The following is a 22,773-nucleotide window of genomic DNA, read 5'->3' as shown; positions in this document are numbered from 1 at the left end:
CGGCGGGACGCAGCTTATTTGCCGGCGAGATACGCGGCTATCGGGTCGATCATGTCCTCGGGGATGCGACGCGCGATGACCGGCATCGTCGCCTGCGACTTGCGCGCGTCGACCACCGTCTCGTCGCCCCGCCAGTTGCGCAGGCGCTGTGCGATGTAGCTGGCTTTCTGCCCGGCAAGCACCGGATAGGGCTTGCCCGGCGCGTGGCAGCTCGCGCAGGCGGGAAGCTGCTTGGCAGGCAGGCCCTCGCGGACGATCCGCGCGGCATTCACGCTGCCCGAGGCTGTGGTCGTGCCAAGACCCGGCATGGCGGCGAAATGCCGCGCAAGCCGCGTCATCTCTCCGGGCGTCAGTGTCGCGGCGGCGTTGGCCATGACCGCGCTCTGGCGCTTGCCCGTCGCATAGGCCTGGAGCGCGGCACGCAGATAGGCGGGGCTCTGACCGCCGAGCACGGGCATGTCGGGCTGGCCACGGCCGCGGCCGTCCGTACCATGACAGCCGGCGCAGACGGCGATGCGTGCTGCGTCAGGACCGGCGGTGCCGCTGCCGGGGACTTCGGTCAGTGCGCGGTAGGTCGCGGGCGACATCTCCGGCAACAGGCGGACGAAGGCGACCATGCGGCGGACCTCATCGTCGCGATCCTTGGCCGCCCAGCCGGGCATGCCGGTGTATTTGACGCCGTGCTTGAGGATCCAGAAGATCTGCTTGTCGGTCCATTCGCGCGCGTTGACGGCGAGGTCGGGGGCAGGGGGCGTCGCCGCCTGCATCACCGGCAGCGGACGCACGCCGGGCGCGCCATGGCACGAGGCGCAGCTTGCCCGGAACAGGCCCGCGGCGCTGACGAGGCCTTCATTCGCCTTGGGATCGTCGGGCGCGGTAAAGGCGGCGTGCGTGCGCACCGAATTGCGCATCGTCCAGTGAAGGAACCAGTCGGTTATCTTCCAATGACCCGACGAGGCGGCGATGTTGAACACGCCCGACCAGGCGAACAACAGCCCGGCAAGCGCCAGCACGACGATCGCGGCGATCGCGCGCGCCCAGGTAATGCGGATCGTCATGCCGTCGCGCTCCGTGTCTTCAATACCCCGCCGAGCATCGCGAGCCCGCCGAGGAAATAGCTTGCCGCGCCGACCATCAGCATGACGACGCCGCCGAGCTGCTGATCCTCGAGCGCGTCGAGGCCGTGCGCGGCCGGGTGCATCGCCATCATCGTATAGAGCGGCCGCGGGGCGAGGCCGACGAGTGCGCCAAGAAGGGTCATGTGCATCGAGGTCAGTAGCATCGCGGCGACGCCCGATACGCGCCGGTCGGTCGCGCCGCCGGTGCGCGTGCCGAGCACCGCACTCCACAACAGCAGACCGGCGGCGAGGAAGCTCGCCTGTTCGAGCAGCAGCGCAACCGGCTGCATGTCGACGCGCAGCCGGAGCGCGGGGAGGTGCCAGAGCCACACGACGACCAGCTCGACCAGCGACATGGCGAGCGGGGCAACGATCGTCGGCCAGCGCTCGGCGGGATCGAACCGGCTGCCCGCGATACCATAGGCGAGGAACGGCGCAGCAACCGCGACGGCGATCATGTGGCCGGTCATGTGGCCGACCATGCCGAGCGGCGCGGCGGCGAACGCCCAGCCGATCGGCACCAGCGCGACGCCGAGCGCGAGGCTCGCGCGCCTCATCGGCAATCGCCGAAGACGATCACGGGCAGCGCGGTGAAGATCACCGCGACGAAGCTCAGCCCTGCGAGCAGCCGGGTCGACAGCGCGAGGAAGCGCAGCCGGTCGATCGCGGTCCCCTCGTCATGCGGCGGGGCATCGCCCGGCGTCTGTGACTGGACGCGCGCGATATAGCCCGCGGCGAGAATACCGAGCAGTGCAACGATCGTCGCGATCAGGGTCGCCAGCGGAAAGCCCGTCAGCGCCGTAGCCGGAGTGGGCGACTTGGCGCACGTCACCGCGACCCACAGATAGCAGAACAGGAAATGCACGGCCCAGATCGTCGGCGGGACGATCAGCGTCCACAACGTGACCTTCAGGTCGCGCGCCCAGTGCTTCCGGTTGGCTTTCGGCGTTGTCATGCGACCCCCGGGAACAGGCCGATCGTGCAGAACGTCACGATGCCCGTCAGTGCGAGGAAATGGTGGTAGACGGTGATGTTGCGCAGGTCGGCGTCATAGACCGGCGTCATCTTGCCCGCGAGGCTGCGCGCGAGCGTATAGGCCTGCATGATCACGCCGATCGCGGCATGCACCGCCGTCCAGATCGCGAGCGTCCACACGATCGCCGGATAGACGTGCAGTTCGGGGTCCATCCCCGAATACCATGGCCCGGCGAGCCCGGCGAACAGGCTCGACAGCGTTGCGACGATGCCGAGGACCAGCAGCAGACGGCCCGCGGCGACGTTGCCGCGACGGTGCACCTCGCGGGCGCCGACGGTCGCCGCCCAGCCGGTCAAAGTCAGCGCGAGCGCGACCATCGGCCAGAATACGCCCGGTCCGTCCAGCCCCGCGCCGGTGGGCGGGAAATTGCTATGGATCGTCCAGAAGAAGAAATAGCCGAAGACGAGCCCCGAAAACGCGGTCGCATCCGCCATCATCGTGATGAACATCGCCCACCAGCCCGGCGCCGATGGCCCCGAGGTATAGAGCGGTACCTCGATCCCGTGGCCGATATGCTTGGTCGGCTTTTCGGGGATCTCGGCGGTGCCGGTCCACAGCCACCACAGCACGCAGGCGAGCGTCGCCACGCCACTGAGCGCGGACAGGAGATAGAGGTGGTAGGTCGTCAGGATGAAGACGCCTGCCAGTGCGACCGCGGTCATCATCGGCTTCACGCTGGGCGTGCCAAGGCGGATGACCTGCAACGGGCGCGCATCGAGCACGGTGGTGATGATCGACTCGCGCCGCATCTCCTCCGCGTCGGGCAGGAAGAAGCGGCCCTCGTCGACCTTCTGGACGAAGTTCTTCTGGTCCCAGATCGGATAGCGGCTCTCGATCAGCGGGACCGAGCGGATGCCCCAGTCCTCGTCATCGGGCAGCGCCAGCCATTCGAGCGTCCCTGCGTTCCACGGATTGCGCGGCGCCTTCGGGCGGCGCGGCGACAGCGCGAGGTCGATGCACACGATCAGCACGCCGAGCGCGAACATGTAGGAGCCGGCGGTCGAGGCAAGGTTGAGCCCGCCGATGCCGAGTTCCTCGGGGTAGGTAAAGACGCGGCGCGGCATGCCGAGCAGGCCGGACAGATGCATCGGGAAGAAGGTCAGGTTCATGCCGACGAACATGATCCAGAACGCGATCCGCCCCAGCCGATCCGACAGCTTCTTGCCGGTAACCAGCGGCCAGTAATAATAGAGCCCGGCGAACAGCGGCAGCAGCGTCCCGCCGATCAGCACGTAATGGAGATGCGCGACGATGAAATAGGTGTCGTGCGCCTGCCAGTCGAACGGCGCGACCGCGACCATCACGCCGGTCAGACCGCCGATCACGAACACCGCGAGGCTGCCCGATGCATAGAGCAAGGGCGTCGACTTCTTGACGTTGCCCGCCCAGAGGGTCGCGATGAACACGAAGATCTGGACACCGGTCGGGATCGCAACCGCCTCGGACGCTGCCGCGAAGAAGGCGAGGCTGATCTTGGGCAGCCCGGTCGTGAACATGTGGTGGACCCACAGCCCGAAGCTGAGGAACGCGGTGCCGACCGCGGCCAGTACGATCCAAGGATAGCCGAGCAGGTGTCGCTGCGCAAAGGTCGGGATGAGCATCGCGAACAGCGCGATCGAGGGCAGGAAGACGATATAGACTTCGGGGTGGCCGAAGATCCAGAACAGGTGCTGCCACAGCAGCGGATCGCCACCCTTTTCCGCGTTGAAGAACGGCCAGTTGAGTAGGCGCTCCATCTCGAACAGCACGTCGCCTGCGATCAGCGGCGGGAAGGCGAACAGGATCATCACCGCGACGACCAGGATGTACCAGGCGTAGAGCGGCATGAGATTGAGCCGCATGCCGGGCGGGCGGCATTTGAGCACGCCGACGATCAGTTCGACGGCTGCCGCGACCGACGACACCTCGATGAAGCTGAGGCCGAGCATCCAGATGTCCGCGCCGAGCCCACTCAGATCGGTCCGCGTCGTCAGCGGCGGATACATGAACCAGCCGCCATCGGGGGCGGCGTCGAAGAAGATTGATCCGGAGACGAACACGCCGCCGATCAGGAAGCTCCAATAGCCAAAGCCCGACAGTCGCGGAAACGGAAGATCACGCGCGCCGAGCAGCTGTGGCAGCAGAATGATCGAGACCGCCTCGAACATCGGCACCGCGAACAGGAACATCATCATCGAGCCGTGCAGCGTGAACAGCTGGTTGAACGTGTTCGCAGTGACGAGATCGTTGTTCGGCACCGCCAGCTGCGTTCGCATGATCAGCGCGAGCACGCCCGCGAACAGCATGAAGCCGAACGCGGTCAGCGTGTACCAGACGCCGATCCGGTTGTTGTTGACGTCGGTCCAGCGGAAGAACCAGCCGCTCGGCGGTTTCCAGACCTCGCGCAGGCGATCCTCCTGGCCCTTGCGGACGGCGGGATCGTTCTGGTCGGGGGCGACATAGGCCGGACTGTCGGTCGTCATTTCAGCCCCTGAAGATAGCTGGCGATCTGGTCGGCTTCGGCGGCCGACATCTGCGGGAAGGCGGGCATTCGGACGCCGGGCTTGGTCTTGCCGGGCTCACGCACGAACCGCGCGATATTGGCGTGGGTCATCGGCAAAATCCCCGCAGCAAGCGTCGGACGTGATCCGAAATGCGTCAGGTCGGGGCCGATCTTTGCCGCCGGGCCCACCCCGCGCACGCTGTGGCAGCCGCTGCAGCCATAGCTGGCGAACAACCTCGCGCCGGGCGATGCGGTGACCGTCGCGGGACGCGCCTGCGCGGTGAGCCAGCGCTCGAACGCGGCAGGCTCCATCGCGACGACGTCGAATGCCATCAGCGCATGTCCCAGCCCGCAGAATTCGGCGCAGACGCCGCGATATGTTCCGGCCTTGGTCGCGCGGACGACGAGGCGATTGGTGCGGCCGGGGATCATGTCCATCTTGCCCGCAAGCCCTGGCACCCAGAAGCTGTGGATCACGTCGGGGCTGCGCAGCGACAGCTCGACGGTGCGGCCGACGGGGAGGCGGAGTTCGTTCGCTGCCTCGACGACCGCGCCGCCGGGCGGGGCGTAACGTACGCGCCACCAGAACTGCTCGCCATCGACGCCGATCCGCAGGTCGGCATCGGCGACCGGTCGGGGGCGCATTGCGGGCAACGCGTAGAGCAGCAGCGCGAGCAACAGGATCGACGGGCCGATCCCGCCGAGCCACAGGACCATCTTCATCCCGCCCTTGTGGGTCAACCGCCCCTCGGGCGCGCGGATCGCGTGCCGCATCAGCAGCGCAAGGCCAAGCGCCAGGACGACCGCGCCGACGACCAGCACGATGGTGATCGACAGCACCTGATCGGCCTGTTCGCCGAACGGAGCCAGCGTCGACTGGTGCCGGTTGCAGGCGCCAAGCGCCGGCAGGCACGCCCAGACGGAAAGTAAACTTGCCTTCCGCATCATCGCCTTAGCTTCCCCTTTGAGCAGATCCTCTAGCTGTGGCCGAAACGGCGTTAAACCCCTTAAATGAACTTTCCGTCATGGACTGGCACAACCCGGGCAGGGGTGGCTGGCATGTGGACTAGGGCTGGCGGATGAGATCGCGGATACGACCGGCCAGCGCGTCGATCGCGAAGGGTTTCGTCATCACGTGCATGCCCGGATCGAGATGGCCATTGCCGACCACGGCATTCTCGGCATAGCCGGTGATGAAGAGGATCTTGACGTCCGGACGGCCCACGCGCGCGGCATCCGCCATCTGCCGCCCGTTCATCCCGCCCGGCAATCCGACATCCGTGACCAGCAGGTCGATGCGCGTGTCGGACTGGAGGATCTTCAGGCCGGCAGGCCCGTCCGCAGCCTCGATCGCGGCATAGCCCAGTTCCTCGAGCACCTCGACGACCAGCATGCGAACGGTGGGCTCGTCGTCGACGATCAGCACCGTCTCGCCACGGACCGCGCGCGGGGCCTCGGCAAAGTCGGGCTGCGGTTCGTCCTCGTCCGACGGACCAAAATGCCGCGGCAGATAGATGCAGATATTGCTGCCTTCGCCGACCTCCGAATAGATCCGGACCTGTCCGCCCGACTGGCGCGCAAAGCCGTAGATCATCGACAGGCCAAGTCCGGTGCCCAGACCCAGGGGCTTGGTCGTGAAGAACGGATCAAAGGCCTTAGCGACGACCTCGGGCGGCATGCCGGTGCCGTTGTCGGACACGCAGAGCGAGACATATTGACCGGGATCGAGATCGCGGTCGCGACCCATCCGCGCGTCGATCCAGCGATTGGCCGTCTCGATCGTCAGCCGTCCGCCCGTGGGCATCGCATCGCGCGCGTTGATGCACAGGTTGAGGATCGCGTTTTCGAGCTGGTTGGGATCGACGAGCGTCGACCACAGCCCGGCGGAGGCGACCACCTCGACGGCGACGTCGGGCCCGACTGTCCGGCGCACGAGCTCCTCCAGTCCGCCGATCAACCGGTTGACGTCGGTCGGCCGGGGGTCGAGCGTCTGCCGCCGCGAAAAGGCCAGCAGGCGGTGCGTCAGCGCGGCGGCACGTTTGGCGGCACCCTGGGCAGCGAGCGAATAGCGCTCGACATCGCCCAGCCGTCCCTGCGCGATGCGGATGCCGAGCAGTTCGAGGCTGCCCATGATCCCCGTCAGAAGATTGTTGAAGTCGTGTGCCAGCCCGCCGGTCAGCTGGCCCACGGCTTCCATCTTCTGGCTCTGGCGCAGCGCGGCCTCGACATCCATCAACTCGCGGGTGCGCGCGGCGACCTGATCCTCGAGCGTTTCGGTCCAGGCGAGCAGTTCGGCGGCATGCCGGCGGCCATCGTCGATGTCCGTATTGGTGCCGACCCAGCGCGTGATCTGGCCGCCGCTGGTCCGTACCGGTTCGGCGCGAACAAGAAACCATCGGTAGCCACCATCAGCACTACGCAACCGGAACTCGGCGGCATAGGTAGTGCCCGTATCGCGTGCGGCCTGCCACGTCGTCGCCGTGGCCTCGCGGTCGTCGGCGTGAACCAGTGACAGCCAGGTGCCGGATCCAGTTAGAGCGCCGGGCGAAATACCGGCATAATCATAGACCTGCTGGTTGACCCAGTAGATCTCGCCATCGGGACGCGCCGCCCAGATCAGGCTGGGCACCGCTTGCGCGAAGACGCGGAACTGCTCTTCACTCTCGCGGAGTGCTGCTTCCGCACGCAGCCGCTCGGTCGCCGCACGAACCCGGTCCGCGACCTCGCGCATAAGCTGGAGTTCCTCGTCCGCCCAGACTCGCGGCTGATCGTGATTGGCATAGAGCAGCGCGACGAAGGCATCCTGTTCGAGCAACGGCATGTTGACGAACGACCACGCGCTGATCGCTTTCAGGCCGGCAGCACCCGCAGCGGTTCGCGGGTCGCGCTCGACATCGGCAATCACGACCGTGCGCCCTGCCTGCAGATCCTCGATATAGGACCCATAGTCGCGGAACTGCAGCATGCCCGCCAGGGTGCGAGTCCCCGGCGCATTCCAGTCCCGCTCGACGGTGATCGTCTCCGCAAGGGTATCGATCACGCCGTAGCCGACCCGACTGACCTGCAGGGCGTGGCCGAGAATTTCGGCCGCTGCATAGGCGATCGCCGCCGGGTCTGTCAGATCGCGTATCGCGTCGCCGAGTGCCAGCAACGCGGTCTGCCGCACGTCGGCGAGCTTGCGGGCGGTGATTTCAAAGCTGACCCCGGGAAAACGTAGCGCAGTCCCGTCGGCCGCGCGCTCGCAGCGGCCCTGCGCGATCACCCAGCGGATCGTCCCGTCACGCTCGAGCAGGCGATATTCGGCTTCGAAGGGTCCGCCCGATCGGACGGCCGCCTCGATGGCCTGCTCGGTGCGCGCGCGGTCGTCCGGATGAATACCTTGAAAGAACGTCGTGATCGGTGCGCCCGCCGCCGCGGCTGCCGGATCCACCCCGTACAGCAAGGCGAAACGTGCATCGGCGGTGACGCGATCCCGGGCGATGTCCCAGTCCCAGGTACCGATCCCGCCCCCGGCCGAAAGCGCCAGCTGCAACCGTTCCTCGGCTTCGCGGGCGAGCGTCTCGGTCCTGCGCCGCTCGGTCACGTCGCTGAGCAGCACGGCAATCCTGACCGAGCCCGGCTCGCCGATCCGCGCGACCTGTGCATCATAGCGCCGATCGCCCTGCGCCACGCGCGTCTCGAACCGGGTTGCGTGCCCGGTCCGGGCGATCTCGCCGAACGTCCCGATCCAGTCGCCATCCAGTGCGGGTTGCAGCGCGTGCCAGGTCTGCCCGACCGGGTCGCGCAAGCCCGTCTGCCGGAGAAATTGCGCGTTCGCCTCGAGGAACCGACAATCGACCACGCGATCACCGTCGAAGATCAGATCGACCAGCCCGAAGCCGATATCGATCGCGGTAAACACTTCGCGATAGTCGCCTTCGCCGGGATGTCCCGATACGCGCTGACGGTCGTTCCCGGGGACATTGTTCGGACTCGAGGGCATCGAATTTTCTACTCGCAGGAACACCAACTCGGGTCCGGCACACGACCGGCCATGCGGCCGGGGTCACCGGACCCGGATCGTCAAACGCGAGACAGGCTGTGGTCGATCCCCGGGAAGTTTGGTGTCATGCGGAACGGACGCGCGCGCTGGCGGATGTCAGGGCGGACGCGACCCGTTCGGCCCAGGCGGCACAGCCGTCGGGTGCGCCGATCAGGTCCTGCCGGATCTCGATCTCCGCATAGAGACGCCGTGCCGGATAGGCGTGCCGCGGGATCGTATAATCGATCAGATCCATCCGATAGGGCTCGTTGTCGCCCACCACGAGGTCGGGCTCATCCGCCAGTACCTCGAGCATCGCGAGGGCGAAGCGCGTGTCGCCGCCATCGTGCAGGATGCCGATATGCCAGGGCCGCAATCCCGCCCCGTCCGCGCCGCGCATCGCCGGAGTGAAGCTGTGCAGCGCAACCAGGATCGTTGGTTGTCCGGCGGCATCCCGGCGTGCGATCTCCGCCGCGATAGCCGCATGATAGGGCGCATGGATCACCGCATATCGCGCGGCGCGATCCGCCTCGCTCAGGTCGCGATTGCCGGGGATCGGCGTGCCGTCGCTGGTCTCGGCGATCGCATCGGGCTGCGTCTCACTCCGGTTGCAGTCGACGACCAGCCGAGAATAGGTCTGATGGATGAAGACTGCGTCGAGCCGGTTTGCGAGCAGGCGCCCGACCTCGCCGACGCCGATGTCCCAGCCGATGTGCCGCCCCAGCTCGGCATCGTCGAGACCGAGCGACCCGAGCGACACGGGCACTGAATTTCCAGCATGATCGCCGATCAGGAGGAACGATGATGCGCCTTTCGGGTTGACGATGACGGTTGGAGGCCTGTCTCCTGCCGCGATCAGCGGTCCCTCGGTCCGATTGGTCATGCGATACGGATCCTGAATGCCATTTCTCACACTTTCTCACGTGACGAGATACACTTACCGACAACCGGTAGCATTTGGCGAGCACCGTATCATGGTCCGTCCGCGCGAAAGCCACGATCAGCAGCTGATTTCGGCCGAGCTGACCATAACCCCCGAACCGTCGGAGGTGCGCTGGCTGCACGACGTGTTCGGCAACTCGGTGGCGATCGCGACCTTCGATCGCCGTGCGCGCGAACTCGTGTTCGACAGCCGGGTTCGGCTTGATCACAGCCCCGCCGAACTCGCGACGGTCGATATCGAGCAATACGCACGCTCCTATCCGTTCACCTATTCGTCCGAGGACATGCCCGACCTGTTGCGGTCGATCGAGCGCCAGCATCACGATCCGCACCGCGAGATCGATCGATGGGCGCGGCGGTTCCTCGATCCCTCGGGGCGGACCGATACGCTGGCGATGCTGTCCGACATGACCGCGGCGATCCGGCGCGACTTCACCTATGTGCCGCGCCCCGAAAAGGGGACGCAGTCGCCGATCGAGACGCTTGCCCGCCGCAAGGGTACCTGCCGCGATTATGCGATGCTGATGATCGAAGCGGCGCGCGCGCTCGGCTTCGCGGCGCGGTTCGTGTCGGGCTATGTCTATAATCCGTCGAGCCGCGAGCAGCGGACGGGAGGCGGCAATACACATGCCTGGGTCCGCATCTATCTGCCGGGATCGGGTTGGGTCGAGTTCGATCCGACCAACGGCATCATCGGCAGTCGCGGCCTGATCCGCGTCGCGATCGCCCGCGACATCTACCAGGCAGTCCCGATCTCGGGAAGCTGGGCGGGGTTCCCCGGCAGCTTCCTCGACATGACTGTCTCGGTCGACATCGCGGTCGACGAGCCGAGCGCCGCCCCTACAGCCACAACCCCGCTCGCGCCACAGCCGGTCCGGGCATGAGAAAGACGACCGCATGCTGATCCGCGCCGGCTATGATATTCGCTTCGAAGCCGATGTTCCGACGCCGCTGATGGCGATGCTGAGCCTTCATCCGTCGCGCAACCGCGATCTGGTCACCCCGCACCGGATCGTCGCGAGCCCCGACGTCCCGATCTACGATTATCTCGACGCGTTCGGGAATGTCTGCACGCGCATGACCGTCCCCGCCGGCGGCCTGACGCTGTCGTGCGACTTCACGATCGAGGATGACGGGCAGCCCGACCCAGTCGATCCCGATGCCGTTCAGCATGCCGTCGAGGATCTGCCGGACGAGATCCTCGTCTTCCTGCTGGGCAGCCGCTATTGCGAGACGGACCGGCTGTCCGAAACTGCCTGGTCGCTGTTCGGGCATGTGCCCTCAGGCTGGGCGCGCGTGCAGGCGATCGTGCAGTTCACGCACGACCATATCGAGTTCGGCTATCATCATGCGCGGGCGACCAAGACCGCCTGGGATGCGCATCAGGAACAGCAGGGCGTGTGCCGCGACTTCGCGCATCTGGCGATCACGCTGTGCCGCTGCATGAACATTCCGGCGCGCTATTGCACCGGCTATCTCGGCGATATCGGCATTCCCCCGGTCGACGCACCGATGGATTTCTCGGCCTGGTTCGACGTCTATCTCGGCGGGCGCTGGCATACGTTCGACGCGCGACACAACCAGCCGCGGATCGGCCGGATCCTGATGGCGCGCGGCCGCGATGCGACCGATGCCGCGCTCACGACGACGTTCGGGCCAGCGCGGCTCGTGGGCTTCGACGTCCATACCGACAGCGTCGACGCGGCGGCTTGAGCCCGCCGCAGCGTCGGTTTACGCTTGTCACCCCGCCGGCGTTCGTGCGAACGCCGCGACACCATTAAACAATGCTGCGATGCACCATATGCCTGCTTCTTCGACACCCGGTTCCGTCCCGAGCAACGCCAACGCGCTGCTGCTGCAAGCGATCGCGCTGCGCCAGTGCGTGACCGCGGTCTACAATCGGATGCATGTCAAACTCGCGCCGCATATCCTGTTCACGCGCCATGATGACGTGTTCGTCGACGCGGTCACGCTGCAGCGCGACGGACAGCCGCCCAAGGAGATCAAGCTCGGCACGTTCAAGCTCGCCGGGCTGAAGGATATCGTCGTGATCGACGAGGGGTTCCGGCCCGACGCCGTCTTCAACCCGCACGACATCAAATATGAGGGCGTGACGCTTTTCGTCGTCGAGCCGAACTGACCGCCAAACGGACTAGCGCCGTGGTTACGGCGCCGGCGGCAGCCATGCCGTCTCGATCTCGCCGTAGCGGTCGACAAAGCCCGTCCGCCGCATTTGAAGCTCCGGGTCGAGGATCCGGACTCGTCGACCGTTGCGCTCGATCACGCCGTCACGCTCGAGCGCACGGATCGTTCGGTTGACGTGCACCTTGGTCAAGCCGAGCGCGTCGCCGATATCGCTCTGCGTCAGGGGCAGGTCGAAGGAGTCGATCACGCCACCCGCGGTGACCCGAAGACGCGCCAGGATATCGAGCAGGAGCGTGGTTAGCCGCTCCGCCGCGCCCTTGCGGCCGATCGAGGTGAGCCGGTCGCTCATCGCGACATTCTCGGCCGCGGCGATGGCGTAGAGCAGCCCGGCGAGCCGTGGCTGCTGTCGAAAGATCTGCCCTAGATCGGCCTTGGGCAGTTCGGTGACGGTGCAGTCCGACACCGCGGTCAGCGTCGCCGAGGCCTGCGACCAGGCGATGCTCGACGTGCCGATCAGGTCGCCGGCATAGTGGAAGCGCAGGATCTGGCGGCCGCCGGCCGCGAGCCTCGCCGCCGAATGCAGCCAGCCATAATGGACGACGAACAGTGCATGGCTCGTTCCGCCCTCGGCCATCAGGATCTCGCCGGGCTTGAGCCGGATCTCGCGTTGCTCCGCGCGCGAGATCGCGGCGCGTTCCTCTTCCGTCAGCGCAAGATGGCGTTCGAGCCGCGCGATCAACCCACTTCGATGCATCGTTCCGCCCCTGCATTCGTTCTTGTCGGCGGCCCCTGTCGGCTGCCCATCTCGGCTGCCCGTTGCGGCCGCCCGTAACCCCATGCTCAACCATGCGGTTCGTCCGGTCGTCAACAGGTCGATTGGTCCGTATCAGCCTTTATCAAGCTGTCCCAGAATGATCGGCGTAAATCGGTCGGCGATCCGATCGATGCCGCGTGCGTTCGGATGGACATGATCACGCTGAATCAGCGCGGGGTCGCCGATCACGCCATCGAGAATGAACGGATAGAGTCCCGCACCATAGGTCTTGGCAAGATCGGGCCAGATCGTGTCGAACGCCGCCTGATATTCGGGGCCGAGATTGGGAGGCGCCCGCATGCCCGTCAGCACGACCGGGATCTTGCGGCGGCGCGCCTCGTCCATCATCGCGGTCAGGTTGGCGCGGGTCTCGGCGGGCGGGATCTGACGCAGCAAGTCGTTGCCGCCCAGTCCAAGCAGGATGAGATCGGGTTTGCGGGGAAGGCTGTCCAGCGCGAAGGCGAACCGCTGGCGCCCGGCCGCGCTGGTGTCGCCCGAGACGCCGGCATTGACGATCGTCGCGTTGACGTCCTTGCGGCGGAGCGTCGCCTGCAAAACGTCGGGCAGGCTGTGACCGCGCGCGACGCCGTACCCCGCGTACAGACTGTCGCCAAAGGCCAGGATCAGGCGCTCGCGACCGGCCGGCGCGGGCGGCATCGCGACCGCCGTACCATCGACCGCCGTGTCGTTGCCCGCGCCGCGGGTGTCCGCCATAGGGGCCGAGCTATCCGCCGCGCGGTCGCATCCTGCGAGGACCAGCGCTTGGAGAACCGCGGCGACTGCCACATATGAAGGCCTGTATCGCTCCAACGTAAAGTGCTCCATGTCCCGATCAACCTCCGACGATATGGTGATATCGGCCCGCAATGTCACGCTGACGCTCGGCAGCGCGAGTGCGGCGACCGCGATCCTCAAGGGGATCGATCTCGACATTGCGCGGGGCAGCAGCGTGGCGCTGCTCGGGCCTTCGGGGTCGGGCAAATCGTCGCTGATGGCGGTGCTGTCCGGGCTCGAACAGGCGAGCGGCGGAGAGGTCGAGGTTGCGGGACTCGATTTCGGCGCGCTCGACGAGGATGCGCTGGCACGCGCGCGGCGCGGTCGTATCGGCATCGTGCTCCAGGCATTTCATCTGTTGCCGACGATGACCGCGCTGGAAAACGTCGCCGTCCCGATGGAGCTTGCCGGCATGGCCGATGCGTTCGCACGCGCCGCCGACGAGCTGGAGGCGGTCGGGCTCGGCCACCGGACCGGGCATTATCCGACCCAGCTGTCGGGCGGGGAGCAGCAGCGTGTCGCGATCGCCCGCGCGCTGGGACCGCGGCCGGACCTCGTCTTCGCGGACGAGCCGACGGGCAACCTCGATGCCGCGACGGGTGCGGCGGTGATGGACCTGCTGTTCGATCGACGTGCGGCGACGGGCGCGACGCTGATCATCATCACGCATGATCCGGTCCTCGCGGCGCGGTGCGATCGGGTCGTCGAGCTTGGTGACGGGCGTATCGTCCGCGACCAGTTGCGGTCCGTGACGGGCGCGGGGGCATGACCGACTGGCGGCTCGCCTGGCGTCTGGCCAGGCGCGAGCTCAATCTGCGATTCCGCGGCCTGCGACTGCTGCTGGCCTGTCTGTTCCTGGGGGTCGGCGCGCTGGCGGCGATCGGCAGCCTGACCCGCGCGATCGACGGCGAGCTGGCAAGTCGCGGCAGCACGATCCTGGGTGGCGACGTCGAATTCGCCACGTCGCAACGCGCTGCGACACCCGAAGAGCGCCGCGCGATGGCCGCGCTCGGCACCGTATCGGAGACGGTGCGCATGCAGGCGACGGCGGTTCGCGGTGCGGCCAGCGTGCCGATCGAACTGAAGGGCGTCGACGGCGCCTATCCGTTGTACGGCACCGTCCGGTTTGCCGATGGGGGCGCAGCGGAGCCGCCGCGCGACTCGGGGATCTGGATCGCGCCCGCGCTCGCCGACCGGCTGGGCGTCGGCCGCGGCGCCCGGGTCCGGCTGGGTACGGCCGAGTTCGTAGTCGACCATGTCCTCGCCGAGGAGCCTGACCGGCTGGGCGAAGGCTTTACGCTGGGGCCCGTCGCGATCGTTTCGCTGCCCGGGATTGCGCGGACCGGCTTGATCCAGCCGGGCAGCCTGTACGAGACCAAATATCGCGTCCGCCTCCGGTCGGGACTCGCGCCCACGCGCGCGGTCGACCGGATCAAGGCGGCATTCCCGTCCGCGGGCTGGGAAAGCAAGACCCGCGACCGTGCCGCGCCCGGTGCAGAACGCTTCGTCCAGCGAATGGGCCAGTTCCTGTTGCTCGTCGGCCTCTCCGCGCTCGTCATCGCCGGTATCGGCGTCGGGAATGGCGTCTCGTCCTATCTCGCCGCACGGCGCCAGAGCATCGCCGCGCTCAAGGTGCTTGGCGCGACGTCCGGGATGATCGCCCGGGTCTACCTGATCCAGATCGTCGTTGTTGCCGGGATCGGCATTCTAGCCGGTTTGATCGCCGGCGCCGCGGCGGTGCCGTTGATCGTCGCGCTCGCGGGCGACGTGCTGCCGGTCGCGCCGAGCTTCGCGGTGCAGCCCGTGCCGCTGCTGCTTGCCGCCGCCTATGGGATGGTGATCGCGCTGGCCTTTACCGCGCCAGCACTGGTCGAAGCCGGAAGCGTGCCGGCGGTCGTGCTGTTGCGTGGCAATGCCGGCCAGCGGCGCGTACCGTTGCGCCGGACGCTGCCCTGGGTTGCCGGTGGCGGGCTTGCGCTCGTTGCGCTCGCGCTGCTGACCGCGGAACAGCCCGGGCTCAGCGCCGCATTCCTCGCGGCGGTTGCGGCCGTGCTGCTCCTCCTTGCCGGGTTCGGCTGGGTCATCCGGATCGCGGCTGCGCGGTTGCCGCGGGCGCGCCAGCCTTTGCTCAGGCTTGCGATTGCAGCACTGCACCGTCCCGGCGCTCGGACCGGCACGCTGGTGGTCGCCCTCGGCCTGGGGCTGACGCTGTTCGTCCTGCTGGCGGCAATCCGGACGAGCATCGATGCGAATATCGCGCAGACCGTTCCGCAGCGCGCGCCTGCGCTGTTTGCGCTCGACGTCCCGCCGCAGCGCGAAGCCGAATTCCGCCGGACGGTCGCTGAGGCCGCGCGCAAGCCGGTCGTGACCACCGTGCCCGCGATGCGCGGCACGATCACGGGCTATGCAACGACGCGTGTCGCCGATCTAAAGACCTTGCCCGAAGGCGCTTGGGCGCTGCGTGGCGAACGTGGCCTGACCTATGCCGAGACGCTGCCGGACGGCAGCCAGATCACCGCGGGACGCTGGTGGCCGCGCGGCTATGCCGGGCCGCCGCTGGTGTCGATCGACGAGCAACTTGCCAAGGCGCTGGCTCTGAAGATCGGCGATCCGATCCAGTACAGCCTGCTGGGTGTCGAGCGGAGCGCGCGGATCGCCTCGTTTCGGCGGATCAGCTGGGATACGCTCGGCTTCAACTTCGTCATGGTCTTTTCCCCCAACGCGATCGCCGACGCGCCGCATAATCTGGCGGCGACGATCGATCTCGACCGTGGCGAGGAGGGGGCGGTGATGCGCGCGCTGCTGCCGCGGTTTCCGTCTGTTTCGGTGATCGAGGTCCGCGACGTTCTGGGGCAATTGCGGACGATCGTGGGGCAGATGGCGACCGCGATCACCGCGGCGGCGTCGGTCGCGATCCTCGCCGGTATCGCTGTGCTGATCGGCGCAATCGCCGCGGCACGCGAAGCGCGGACCTATGACGGGGTGATCCTGCGCACGCTCGGCGCGACCCGTCTCCAGGTGCTCGGCGTCCAGGCACTCGAATATGCGTTTCTGACGGTGATCCTGTCCGTGGTGGCGCTGCTGCTGGGGCTGGGGGGGGCGTGGTATGTCGTTACGCAGGTCTTCGCGTTCACATGGCTGCCGAGCTATCCGGCGGTGGTCGCGACGCTGGTGGCGGGCGCGGGGCTGACGATGGCGATTGGGCTGATCGGGGCCTGGCCGATCCTCAGCGCGAGGCCGGCCCGGGCGTTGCGCGACCTCTGACATGGTCTGGCCGCGGCACGAAATGGCGGCCGCGGCGTTTGCATGGGGTCGGGACGGCGCGATGGGCGGCCAAGGGGATCTTTGAGTGAGCAATGCAGTGGCAAACGGCGACGCGCCCGTCGACGTGACGAGCCCGTGGTCGATGTCGATGGCCACCTGGTGGTCGGTGCTGAAGCGCAGCTGGGCGGAAGCCAGCGACGACAATATCGGGCTGATCGCCGCCGGCACCGCATTTTACGCCTTCGCGGCGATCGTGCCGCTGCTCGCCTCGATCGTGCTGATCTACGGCCTGGTCGCGGACACGGCGACGGTCGTCGCCAATATCCGCGGCCTGTTCCAGGTGCTGCCGGCGGACGCCGCCAAGGTCATCGGCGACCAGCTTGCCACCGTGGTCGGGACGTCCGAGGGCAAGAAGGGGTTCGGGCTGATCTTAGCACTCGCGCTTGCGCTCTATGGTGCGTCGAAGGGGGCATCGTCGATCGTCACGGCGCTCAACATCGCCTATGAGGAACGCGAGACACGCGGGTTCTTCGCGCTGTACATCCTCGCATTCTCCATCACCGCGGGCGCGGTGGTGCTGGCGCTGACCGCCGCGCTGTCGACCGCGGCCTTCGCATTGCTCGACAGCATGATACCGGGGGCTCCCGATTTCGTCCTGACGCTGCTGCGGCTTACCAGCTATGCGGTGCTGGCAATGCTCGCCGTCACAGCAGCGGCGTGCCTGTACCGGTACGGCCCGAACCGCGCGCATGCCAAATGGGCGTGGCTGACCCCGGGGTCGCTTGCAGCGACGCTGATCTGGCTCGCCGCGACGGTCGGCTTCGGTTTCTACGTCGCCAATTTCGGGAATTACGGCGCGACCTACGGCTCGCTGAGCGCGGTGGTCGTGCTGCTGACCTGGCTGTGGCTGTCCGCCTATGTTTTCCTGCTCGGTGCCGAGCTCAACGCGGAGCTCGAGCATCGCACCACCCGCGATACGACCACAGGGCCCGAGCGCCCGGCCGGTGCGCGTGGCGCTGCCGTTGCCGATGCGACCGTGACGACGCCCCCGCCATCACACACGCCCGATGTGGCAGAACCGCGCCGTGGCGTGCGAACCGCGCAGACCGCGGCCGCATCGCGGGCCGCGCGCGCGCCGATGCCGTCGGTTCTTCTCGCCGTCGGCGGGCTGGGTGCGCTGCGCCGAGGGTCCGGCAAGGCAGGCATGATCCTGCTGGTCGTCGGCGGCGTACTCGCTTGGGCGGGCCGGACCTCCCCGGAGGGTGACGACGATGTCCAGCGTTCCGCTTAAGCTGTTTTTTGACGGTGGCTGTCGTCCGAATCCGGGGCGCATCGAGATCGGAGTCGTCGTTCGCGGCGTGACCCATATCCTGGACGACTGCGGCCACGGCACCAATAGCGATGCGGAATGGCTGGCGGCGATCCATGCGCTGCGGATCGCCCGCGAACTTGGCGCGGTCTCGGTCGATCTGCGCGGGGACTCCGCGCTGGTGGTGGGGCAGGCGCGTGTTACTGCGCGCTGCCGATCGGCGGAACTTCGCGCGCACCGCGACGCCTTTCAGACGCTCGCCGCGACGTTCGAGACGGTGAAGATCCGCCATGTCGGCCGGTCCCACAACCTCGCCGGGATTGCGCTGGCCCGCCTGCATCCCCGCTGAGCGCCAGGCCCTCTGACCGTCCCCCAATCGAAGTGCTGGTCGCGGTGCGCCAGCCTGCTATAGCGCTACCATCGCTGGCCCGTTCCTGACCGCCGACGACAGAGAGATGCGCGCGCTCCCGTCACACCGACTGGAGAACTGCGTTGGCCATCGCTCCATCGTCCCCGACCCCCGCAAAGACTGCAACATCGCCCCTCGCGCTGATGATCCGGAAGCTCAAGACCCATGCGACGCTTGACCGACGTGATCGCGAGGCGATCCAGGCCCTGCCGCACCATGTCCGCACGTTCGATGCATCCGCCTATCTCGTCCGCGAGGGCGACAGTCTCCAGCATTGCTCGGTGCTAGTCTCGGGCTATGCGTTTCGCCAGAAGGTCACCGGCGACGGGTTGCGGCAGATCGTGTCGCTGCACATCCCCGGCGAGCCGCTCGATCTACAGCATCTGTTTCTCGACCTCGCGGATCACAACGTCCAGACGCTGACGCGCGCCGAGGTGGCGATCATTCCGCGCGCGGCGCTACAGAGCCTGGCCTTGTCTCATCCGGCAATAGGTCACGCGCTGTTCGTCAACACGCTGGTCGAGGGATCGATCTTTCGCGAATGGGCGCTGAACGTCGGACGGCGCGACGCCCGGACCCGGCTGGCGCATTTCCTGTGCGAGTTCGCCGCACGGCTCGAGGCGCAGGGTCTCGACGGGGGCAGGGGCTATGACCTGCCGATGTCGCAGGAACAGATCGGCGATGCGCTCGGGCTGACTGCGGTCCATGTCAACCGGACGATCAAGCTGCTCGAAAGCGAAGGGCTGATCGTGCGCACCAGGCGATGGATCAGCATTCCCAGCTGGACCGCATTGCGCGAGGTCGCGGACTTTTCGAGCCGCTATCTCCACGTGAGGTCCAAGGCCGACTAGTCGCGCGCTGCGGCCAGGGCCGCGAGGATCGACGCGGCGAGTTCGGGACGGCAGATCAGCAGATCGGGGAGCAGCGGATCGACGCAATTGTAGACCAGCGGGCTGCCGTCGATCCGCGACGCATGCAGTCCCGCAGCGATCGCAACCGCAGCCGGGGCGCAATTGTCCCATTCATACTGACCGCCGTCATGAAGATAGGCGTCGGCCCGGCCATCGACGACGGCCATCGCCTTGGCACCCGCCGATCCCATCGGCACCAGCGTCGCCCCCATCGCGACACCGACGCGACGCGCGATGTCCGGCGCACGCGAGCGGCTGACGACGATCCGCAGCGGTTCGCCTGCGGGTGCCCAGGTCCTTGCCGGATCGTCGGTCGCGAAGACTGCACCGCGCGCAGGCACCGCAACCGCACCGACGCGCGGGACGCCATCGATCGCGAGGCCGATATGCACTGCCCAGTCGTCGAGGCCCTCGGCATATTCGCGCGTGCCGTCGAGCGGGTCGACGATCCAGACGCGCTGCGCTGCACAGCGGCTGCGATCGTCGAGCGATTCTTCGGACAGGATGAAATCGTCCGGGCGTTCGGCCCGCAGCCGGTCGATGATCAGCATATTGGCCTCGCGGTCGCCCGCAGCCCCCATCGCCGCCCCCGCGATCGTCCCTCGCGCCCGGATTTCCTGCAGGAGCGCGCCTGCCTCTAGCGCCACCGAGCGCGCGAGTCCGGCATCGGTCAGGTCGGTCGTCACAGGTCGTAGCTCCAGACGCCGATGACATGTTCGACGATGCGCTCGGCCGCGGCCTCCGGGCTCTCGCGGGTCGTATCGATCCGGATATCGGGACGCTGCGGCGCCTCGTACGGGCTCGATATGCCGGTGAAGTCTGCGATCTCGCCCGCGCGTGCCTTGGCGTAGAGCCCCTTGACGTCGCGCGCCTCGGCCGAGGCGAGCGGCGTGTCGACGAAGATCTCGACGAACTCGCCCGGCGCGACCATCGAACGCACCATGTCCCGCTCGGCGCGGAACGGCGAGATGAACGCAGTCAGCACGATCAGCCCGGCATCCGCCATCAGCCGTGCGACCTCGCCGATCCGGCGGATATTTTCGATCCGGCCGGCTTCGGTGAAATCGAGGTCGCGGTTGAGTCCGTGACGGATATTGTCGCCGTCGAGCAGAAAGCTATGCCGGCCGAGCGCGAACAGCTTCTTCTCGACCAGGTTCGCGATCGTCGACTTGCCCGAGCCCGACAGGCCGGTGAACCAGAGTATCCTGGGCGACTGACCCTTTTGCGCGGCATGCGCCTCGCGCGTGACGGCGATCGATTGCCAGTGGACGTTCTGCGCACGGCGCAGCGCCGATCCGATCATTCCCGCCGCGACGGTCGCGTTGGTGGCGCGGTCGATCAGGATGAACCCGCCGAGATCTGCACCGTCGGCATAAGGCTCGAACACGATCGCCCGGTCGGCATAGACCTCCGCGACCCCGATATCGTTGAGTGCGAGCGTCGAGGCGGACAATTCGGCCTGCGTGTTCACGTCGACGACGTGACGCGGCGGCTGGACCGTCGCGCCGACGACCTGGGTGCCGAGCTTCAGCTGATAGCCGCGGCCCGGTATGAGCGGCGTGTCGGACATCCAGACGATGGTCGCGAGGAACTGGTCGGCGGCCTCGGGCGGCGCATCGGCGGCGGCAATCACGTCGCCGCGCGAGCAATCGACCTCGTCGGCGAGCACGATTGTCACGGACTGACCGGCGACCGCCTCGGTCAGGTCACCGCCGAGCGCGACGATCCGGGCAACGGTCGTCGTCTTTCCCGACGGGACGACGCGGACGCTGTCGCCGGGGCGCACGGTGCCGCTGGCGATCATACCGGCAAAGCCGCGGAAGTCGAGATCGGGGCGATTCACCCATTGCACGGGCAGCCTGAACGGCTGTGCCTGGCGCGCGTCGACGTCGATCGGCACGGTCTCGAGATGCGCGAGCAGCGGCAGACCGGTGTACCAGGGCATCGTCGTCGCCTGGGTCGCGACGTTTTCTCCGGTCAGCCCCGACAGCGGGATAGCGGTGAAGCGGTCGATACCGATCGACGCGGCAAAGGCGCGATAGTCCGCGACGATCGCGTCGAACCGCGCCTCGTCATGGCCGACCAGATCCATCTTGTTCACCGCGAGCACGATCTCGCGGATGCCGACAAGGTGCGCCAGATAGCTGTGACGGCGGGTCTGCGTCAGCACGCCCTTGCGCGCGTCGATCAGGATGACGGCAAGGTCCGCGGTTGACGCGCCGGTGACCATGTTGCGCGTATATTGCTCGTGCCCCGGCGTGTCTGCGACGATGAACTTGCGTTTCTCGGTCGAGAAAAAGCGATAGGCGACGTCGATCGTGATGCCTTGTTCGCGCTCCGCGGCAAGACCGTCGACCAGCAGCGCGAAATCGATATTCTGACCCTGCGTGCCGACCCGGCGGCTGTCCGCCTCGAGTGCTGCGAGCTGATCCTCGAAGATCGTCTTGGAATCATACAGCAGTCGGCCGATCAGCGTCGACTTGCCGTCGTCGACCGAGCCGCAGGTGATAAAACGCAGCATCGACTTGTTCGCATGCGTATCGAGATAGGCGTCGATATCCGACGCGATCAGCGCCTCGGGCGTATAGGCGGACATCAGAAATACCCCTCGCGCTTCTTCTTCTCCATGCTCGCCGCCTGATCATGATCGATCGCGCGGCCCTGGCGCTCGCTGGTCGTCGTCAGCAGCATCTCCTGGATGACGTCGGGTAGCGTCGCGGCCTCGCTTTCGACCGCGCCGGTCAGCGGGTAGCAGCCGAGCGTCCGGAAGCGGATCGACCGATCGACCGCGACTTCGCCGTCGCGAAAGCGGAACCGTTCGTCATCGACCATCAGCAGCATGCCATCGCGCTCGACGGTCGGCCGCGGTGCGGCGAAGTAGAGCGGGACGATCTCGATCCCTTCGGCGAGGATATATTGCCAGATGTCAAGTTCGGTCCAGTTGGACAGCGGGAAGACACGGATGCTCTCGCCCTTCGCAATCCGCGTATTGTACAGACGCCAGAGCTCGGGGCGCTGCGCTTTCGGATCCCATCCATGGCTTGCCGAGCGGAAGCTGAAGATGCGCTCCTTGGCGCGGCTCTTCTCCTCGTCGCGCCGCGCGCCGCCAAACGCCGCATCATAGCCGCCCGCAGTCAGCGCCTGCTTCAGCCCGTCGGTCTTCCACATGTCGGTGTGGCGGCTGCCATGGTCGAACGGATTGATCCCGAGCGCTCGCGCCTCGGGATTGGTGTGTACGATCAGCTCCATCCCGGCCTCCGCCGCGGCGCGATCGCGCAGATCATACATCGCACGGAATTTCCACGTCGTGTCAACATGCAGCAGCGGGAAGGGCGGGCGCGCGGGGAAGAACGCCTTCTTCGCCAGATGCAGCATCACGGCGGAATCCTTGCCGACCGAATAGAGCATCACCGGGCGCTCGGCCTCGGCGACGACTTCGCGCAGGATGTGAATGCTCTCGGCTTCGAGGCGTTGCAGATGTGTGAGCCCGGTCATTGCGTTCCCAGATAGGCCCGCGGACGCGGTGTGCGACGAACTTATACTGTTGG

The 22,773-nt window shown here is 67.1% G+C and carries 20 protein-coding genes; 8 read left to right on the top strand and 12 right to left on the bottom strand.

Annotated features, from left to right (window positions below; translation table 11 throughout):
- Positions 1-14: 14 nt before the first annotated feature.
- From GV027_RS02625 to GV027_RS02595, 7 genes are all read right to left on the bottom strand, one after another.
- On the bottom strand, positions 15-1,058 hold the full coding sequence (locus tag GV027_RS02625) for a c-type cytochrome (RefSeq protein ID WP_159510890.1): 1,044 nt from the start codon (positions 1,056-1,058) through the stop codon (positions 15-17).
- Entirely contained in the window at positions 1,055-1,675 is a 621-nt protein-coding gene (locus GV027_RS02620) for a cytochrome c oxidase assembly protein (RefSeq protein ID WP_159510889.1), read from the bottom strand. The genes GV027_RS02625 and GV027_RS02620 overlap by 4 nt, the downstream gene beginning before the upstream one ends.
- The gene (locus GV027_RS02615) at positions 1,672-2,073 is read right to left on the bottom strand and encodes a hypothetical protein (RefSeq protein ID WP_159510888.1); all 402 of its coding nucleotides are present in this window, start codon (positions 2,071-2,073) and stop codon (positions 1,672-1,674) included. The genes GV027_RS02620 and GV027_RS02615 overlap by 4 nt, the downstream gene beginning before the upstream one ends.
- The gene (ctaD, locus tag GV027_RS02610; protein WP_159510887.1) at positions 2,070-4,616 is read right to left on the bottom strand and encodes a cytochrome c oxidase subunit I; all 2,547 of its coding nucleotides are present in this window, start codon (positions 4,614-4,616) and stop codon (positions 2,070-2,072) included. Before ctaD ends, GV027_RS02615 begins: the two co-directional genes overlap by 4 nt.
- Positions 4,613-5,581: a cytochrome c oxidase subunit II gene (locus tag GV027_RS02605; protein ID WP_159512690.1), complete on the bottom strand. Its 969-nt coding sequence runs from the start codon at positions 5,579-5,581 to the stop codon at positions 4,613-4,615. The genes ctaD and GV027_RS02605 overlap by 4 nt, the downstream gene beginning before the upstream one ends.
- 121 nt (positions 5,582-5,702) lie before the next feature.
- A complete protein-coding gene (locus GV027_RS02600; RefSeq protein WP_159510886.1) occupies positions 5,703-8,618 on the bottom strand; it encodes a PAS domain-containing protein in 2,916 nt (971 codons plus the stop codon).
- Positions 8,619-8,742: 124 nt separating this feature from the next.
- The gene (locus GV027_RS02595; protein ID WP_159510885.1) at positions 8,743-9,540 is read right to left on the bottom strand and encodes an N-formylglutamate amidohydrolase; all 798 of its coding nucleotides are present in this window, start codon (positions 9,538-9,540) and stop codon (positions 8,743-8,745) included.
- A gap of 16 nt (positions 9,541-9,556) precedes the next feature.
- On the opposite strand from GV027_RS02595, the gene GV027_RS02590 reads away from it, so the two are divergent.
- The 3 genes from GV027_RS02590 to GV027_RS02580 all read left to right on the top strand — a co-directional run bounded on the left by GV027_RS02590 (position 9,557) and on the right by GV027_RS02580 (position 11,739).
- Positions 9,557-10,483 (top strand): transglutaminase family protein, encoded by a 927-nt coding sequence (locus tag GV027_RS02590; protein WP_056675681.1) that lies wholly within the window; start codon positions 9,557-9,559, stop codon positions 10,481-10,483.
- 13 nt (positions 10,484-10,496) lie between these two features.
- On the top strand, positions 10,497-11,312 hold the full coding sequence (locus GV027_RS02585) for a transglutaminase-like domain-containing protein (protein ID WP_031441127.1): 816 nt from the start codon (positions 10,497-10,499) through the stop codon (positions 11,310-11,312).
- Positions 11,313-11,400: 88 nt separating this feature from the next.
- Positions 11,401-11,739, top strand: coding sequence for a hypothetical protein (locus GV027_RS02580; protein WP_042467360.1), 339 nt, complete (start codon positions 11,401-11,403; stop codon positions 11,737-11,739).
- Between the two features lie 24 nt (positions 11,740-11,763).
- On the opposite strand, the gene GV027_RS02575 is transcribed toward GV027_RS02580, so the two are convergent.
- Both GV027_RS02575 and GV027_RS02570 read right to left on the bottom strand, forming a co-directional pair.
- A complete protein-coding gene (locus tag GV027_RS02575) occupies positions 11,764-12,498 on the bottom strand; it encodes a Crp/Fnr family transcriptional regulator (protein WP_031395205.1) in 735 nt (244 codons plus the stop codon).
- 132 nt (positions 12,499-12,630) lie between these two features.
- Positions 12,631-13,272, bottom strand: a complete 642-nt coding sequence (locus GV027_RS02570; protein WP_236559016.1) for an arylesterase — start codon at positions 13,270-13,272, stop codon at positions 12,631-12,633.
- 109 nt (positions 13,273-13,381) lie between these two features.
- Here GV027_RS02570 and GV027_RS02565 point away from each other — a divergent pair, with 109 nt between their 5' ends.
- The 5 genes from GV027_RS02565 to GV027_RS02545 all read left to right on the top strand — a co-directional run bounded on the left by GV027_RS02565 (position 13,382) and on the right by GV027_RS02545 (position 19,165).
- Positions 13,382-14,101 carry an ABC transporter ATP-binding protein gene (locus GV027_RS02565; protein WP_056408049.1) on the top strand — a complete coding sequence of 240 codons (720 nt, stop codon included), beginning with the start codon at positions 13,382-13,384 and terminating at the stop codon, positions 14,099-14,101.
- Positions 14,098-16,596: an ABC transporter permease gene (locus tag GV027_RS02560; protein ID WP_159510883.1), complete on the top strand. Its 2,499-nt coding sequence runs from the start codon at positions 14,098-14,100 to the stop codon at positions 16,594-16,596. Before GV027_RS02565 ends, GV027_RS02560 begins: the two co-directional genes overlap by 4 nt.
- Positions 16,597-16,681: 85 nt before the next feature.
- On the top strand, positions 16,682-17,887 hold the full coding sequence (locus GV027_RS02555; protein ID WP_236559015.1) for a YihY/virulence factor BrkB family protein: 1,206 nt from the start codon (positions 16,682-16,684) through the stop codon (positions 17,885-17,887).
- Positions 17,868-18,254 carry a reverse transcriptase-like protein gene (locus GV027_RS02550; protein ID WP_159510882.1) on the top strand — a complete coding sequence of 129 codons (387 nt, stop codon included), beginning with the start codon at positions 17,868-17,870 and terminating at the stop codon, positions 18,252-18,254. Before GV027_RS02555 ends, GV027_RS02550 begins: the two co-directional genes overlap by 20 nt.
- A gap of 203 nt (positions 18,255-18,457) precedes the next feature.
- On the top strand, positions 18,458-19,165 hold the full coding sequence (locus tag GV027_RS02545) for a Crp/Fnr family transcriptional regulator (protein WP_159510881.1): 708 nt from the start codon (positions 18,458-18,460) through the stop codon (positions 19,163-19,165).
- On the opposite strand, the gene GV027_RS02540 is transcribed toward GV027_RS02545, so the two are convergent.
- From GV027_RS02540 to cysD, 3 genes are read right to left on the bottom strand one after another with little or no spacing between them, the layout of a single operon-like run.
- On the bottom strand, positions 19,162-19,911 hold the full coding sequence (locus GV027_RS02540) for a 3'(2'),5'-bisphosphate nucleotidase CysQ (RefSeq protein ID WP_236559014.1): 750 nt from the start codon (positions 19,909-19,911) through the stop codon (positions 19,162-19,164). The genes GV027_RS02545 and GV027_RS02540 overlap by 4 nt on opposite strands.
- On the bottom strand, positions 19,908-21,821 hold the full coding sequence (gene cysN, locus GV027_RS02535; protein WP_159510880.1) for a sulfate adenylyltransferase subunit CysN: 1,914 nt from the start codon (positions 21,819-21,821) through the stop codon (positions 19,908-19,910). The genes GV027_RS02540 and cysN overlap by 4 nt, the downstream gene beginning before the upstream one ends.
- Positions 21,821-22,765 (bottom strand): sulfate adenylyltransferase subunit CysD, encoded by a 945-nt coding sequence (gene cysD, locus GV027_RS02530; protein WP_201302654.1) that lies wholly within the window; start codon positions 22,763-22,765, stop codon positions 21,821-21,823. Before cysD ends, cysN begins: the two co-directional genes overlap by 1 nt.
- Positions 22,766-22,773 lie beyond the last annotated feature (8 nt).

This window comes from Sphingomonas sp. T1 (assembly GCF_902506585.1).
Lineage (GTDB): Bacteria > Pseudomonadota > Alphaproteobacteria > Sphingomonadales > Sphingomonadaceae > Sphingomonas > Sphingomonas aerolata.
This window is presented reverse-complemented; position numbering and strand designations above follow the sequence as displayed.

Excerpts from the sequence above, each read along its gene's own strand:
- GV027_RS02625 (WP_159510890.1), bottom strand. The coding sequence starts at position 1,058 with ATGACGATCCGCATTACCTGGGCGCGCGCGATCGCCGCGATCGTCGTG.
- GV027_RS02620 (WP_159510889.1), bottom strand. The coding sequence starts at position 1,675 with ATGAGGCGCGCGAGCCTCGCGCTCGGCGTCGCGCTGGTGCCGATCGGC.
- GV027_RS02615 (WP_159510888.1), bottom strand. The coding sequence starts at position 2,073 with ATGACAACGCCGAAAGCCAACCGGAAGCACTGGGCGCGCGACCTGAAG.
- ctaD (WP_159510887.1), bottom strand. The coding sequence starts at position 4,616 with ATGACGACCGACAGTCCGGCCTATGTCGCCCCCGACCAGAACGATCCC.
- GV027_RS02605 (WP_159512690.1), bottom strand. The coding sequence starts at position 5,581 with ATGCGGAAGGCAAGTTTACTTTCCGTCTGGGCGTGCCTGCCGGCGCTT.
- GV027_RS02600 (WP_159510886.1), bottom strand. The coding sequence starts at position 8,618 with ATGCCCTCGAGTCCGAACAATGTCCCCGGGAACGACCGTCAGCGCGTA.
- GV027_RS02595 (WP_159510885.1), bottom strand. The coding sequence starts at position 9,540 with ATGACCAATCGGACCGAGGGACCGCTGATCGCGGCAGGAGACAGGCCT.
- GV027_RS02590 (WP_056675681.1), top strand. The coding sequence starts at position 9,557 with ATGCCATTTCTCACACTTTCTCACGTGACGAGATACACTTACCGACAA.
- GV027_RS02585 (WP_031441127.1), top strand. The coding sequence starts at position 10,497 with ATGCTGATCCGCGCCGGCTATGATATTCGCTTCGAAGCCGATGTTCCG.
- GV027_RS02580 (WP_042467360.1), top strand. The coding sequence starts at position 11,401 with ATGCCTGCTTCTTCGACACCCGGTTCCGTCCCGAGCAACGCCAACGCG.
- GV027_RS02575 (WP_031395205.1), bottom strand. The coding sequence starts at position 12,498 with ATGCATCGAAGTGGGTTGATCGCGCGGCTCGAACGCCATCTTGCGCTG.
- GV027_RS02570 (WP_236559016.1), bottom strand. The coding sequence starts at position 13,272 with ATGGCGGACACCCGCGGCGCGGGCAACGACACGGCGGTCGATGGTACG.
- GV027_RS02565 (WP_056408049.1), top strand. The coding sequence starts at position 13,382 with ATGTCCCGATCAACCTCCGACGATATGGTGATATCGGCCCGCAATGTC.
- GV027_RS02560 (WP_159510883.1), top strand. The coding sequence starts at position 14,098 with ATGACCGACTGGCGGCTCGCCTGGCGTCTGGCCAGGCGCGAGCTCAAT.
- GV027_RS02550 (WP_159510882.1), top strand. The coding sequence starts at position 17,868 with ATGTCCAGCGTTCCGCTTAAGCTGTTTTTTGACGGTGGCTGTCGTCCG.
- GV027_RS02545 (WP_159510881.1), top strand. The coding sequence starts at position 18,458 with ATGATCCGGAAGCTCAAGACCCATGCGACGCTTGACCGACGTGATCGC.
- cysN (WP_159510880.1), bottom strand. The coding sequence starts at position 21,821 with ATGTCCGCCTATACGCCCGAGGCGCTGATCGCGTCGGATATCGACGCC.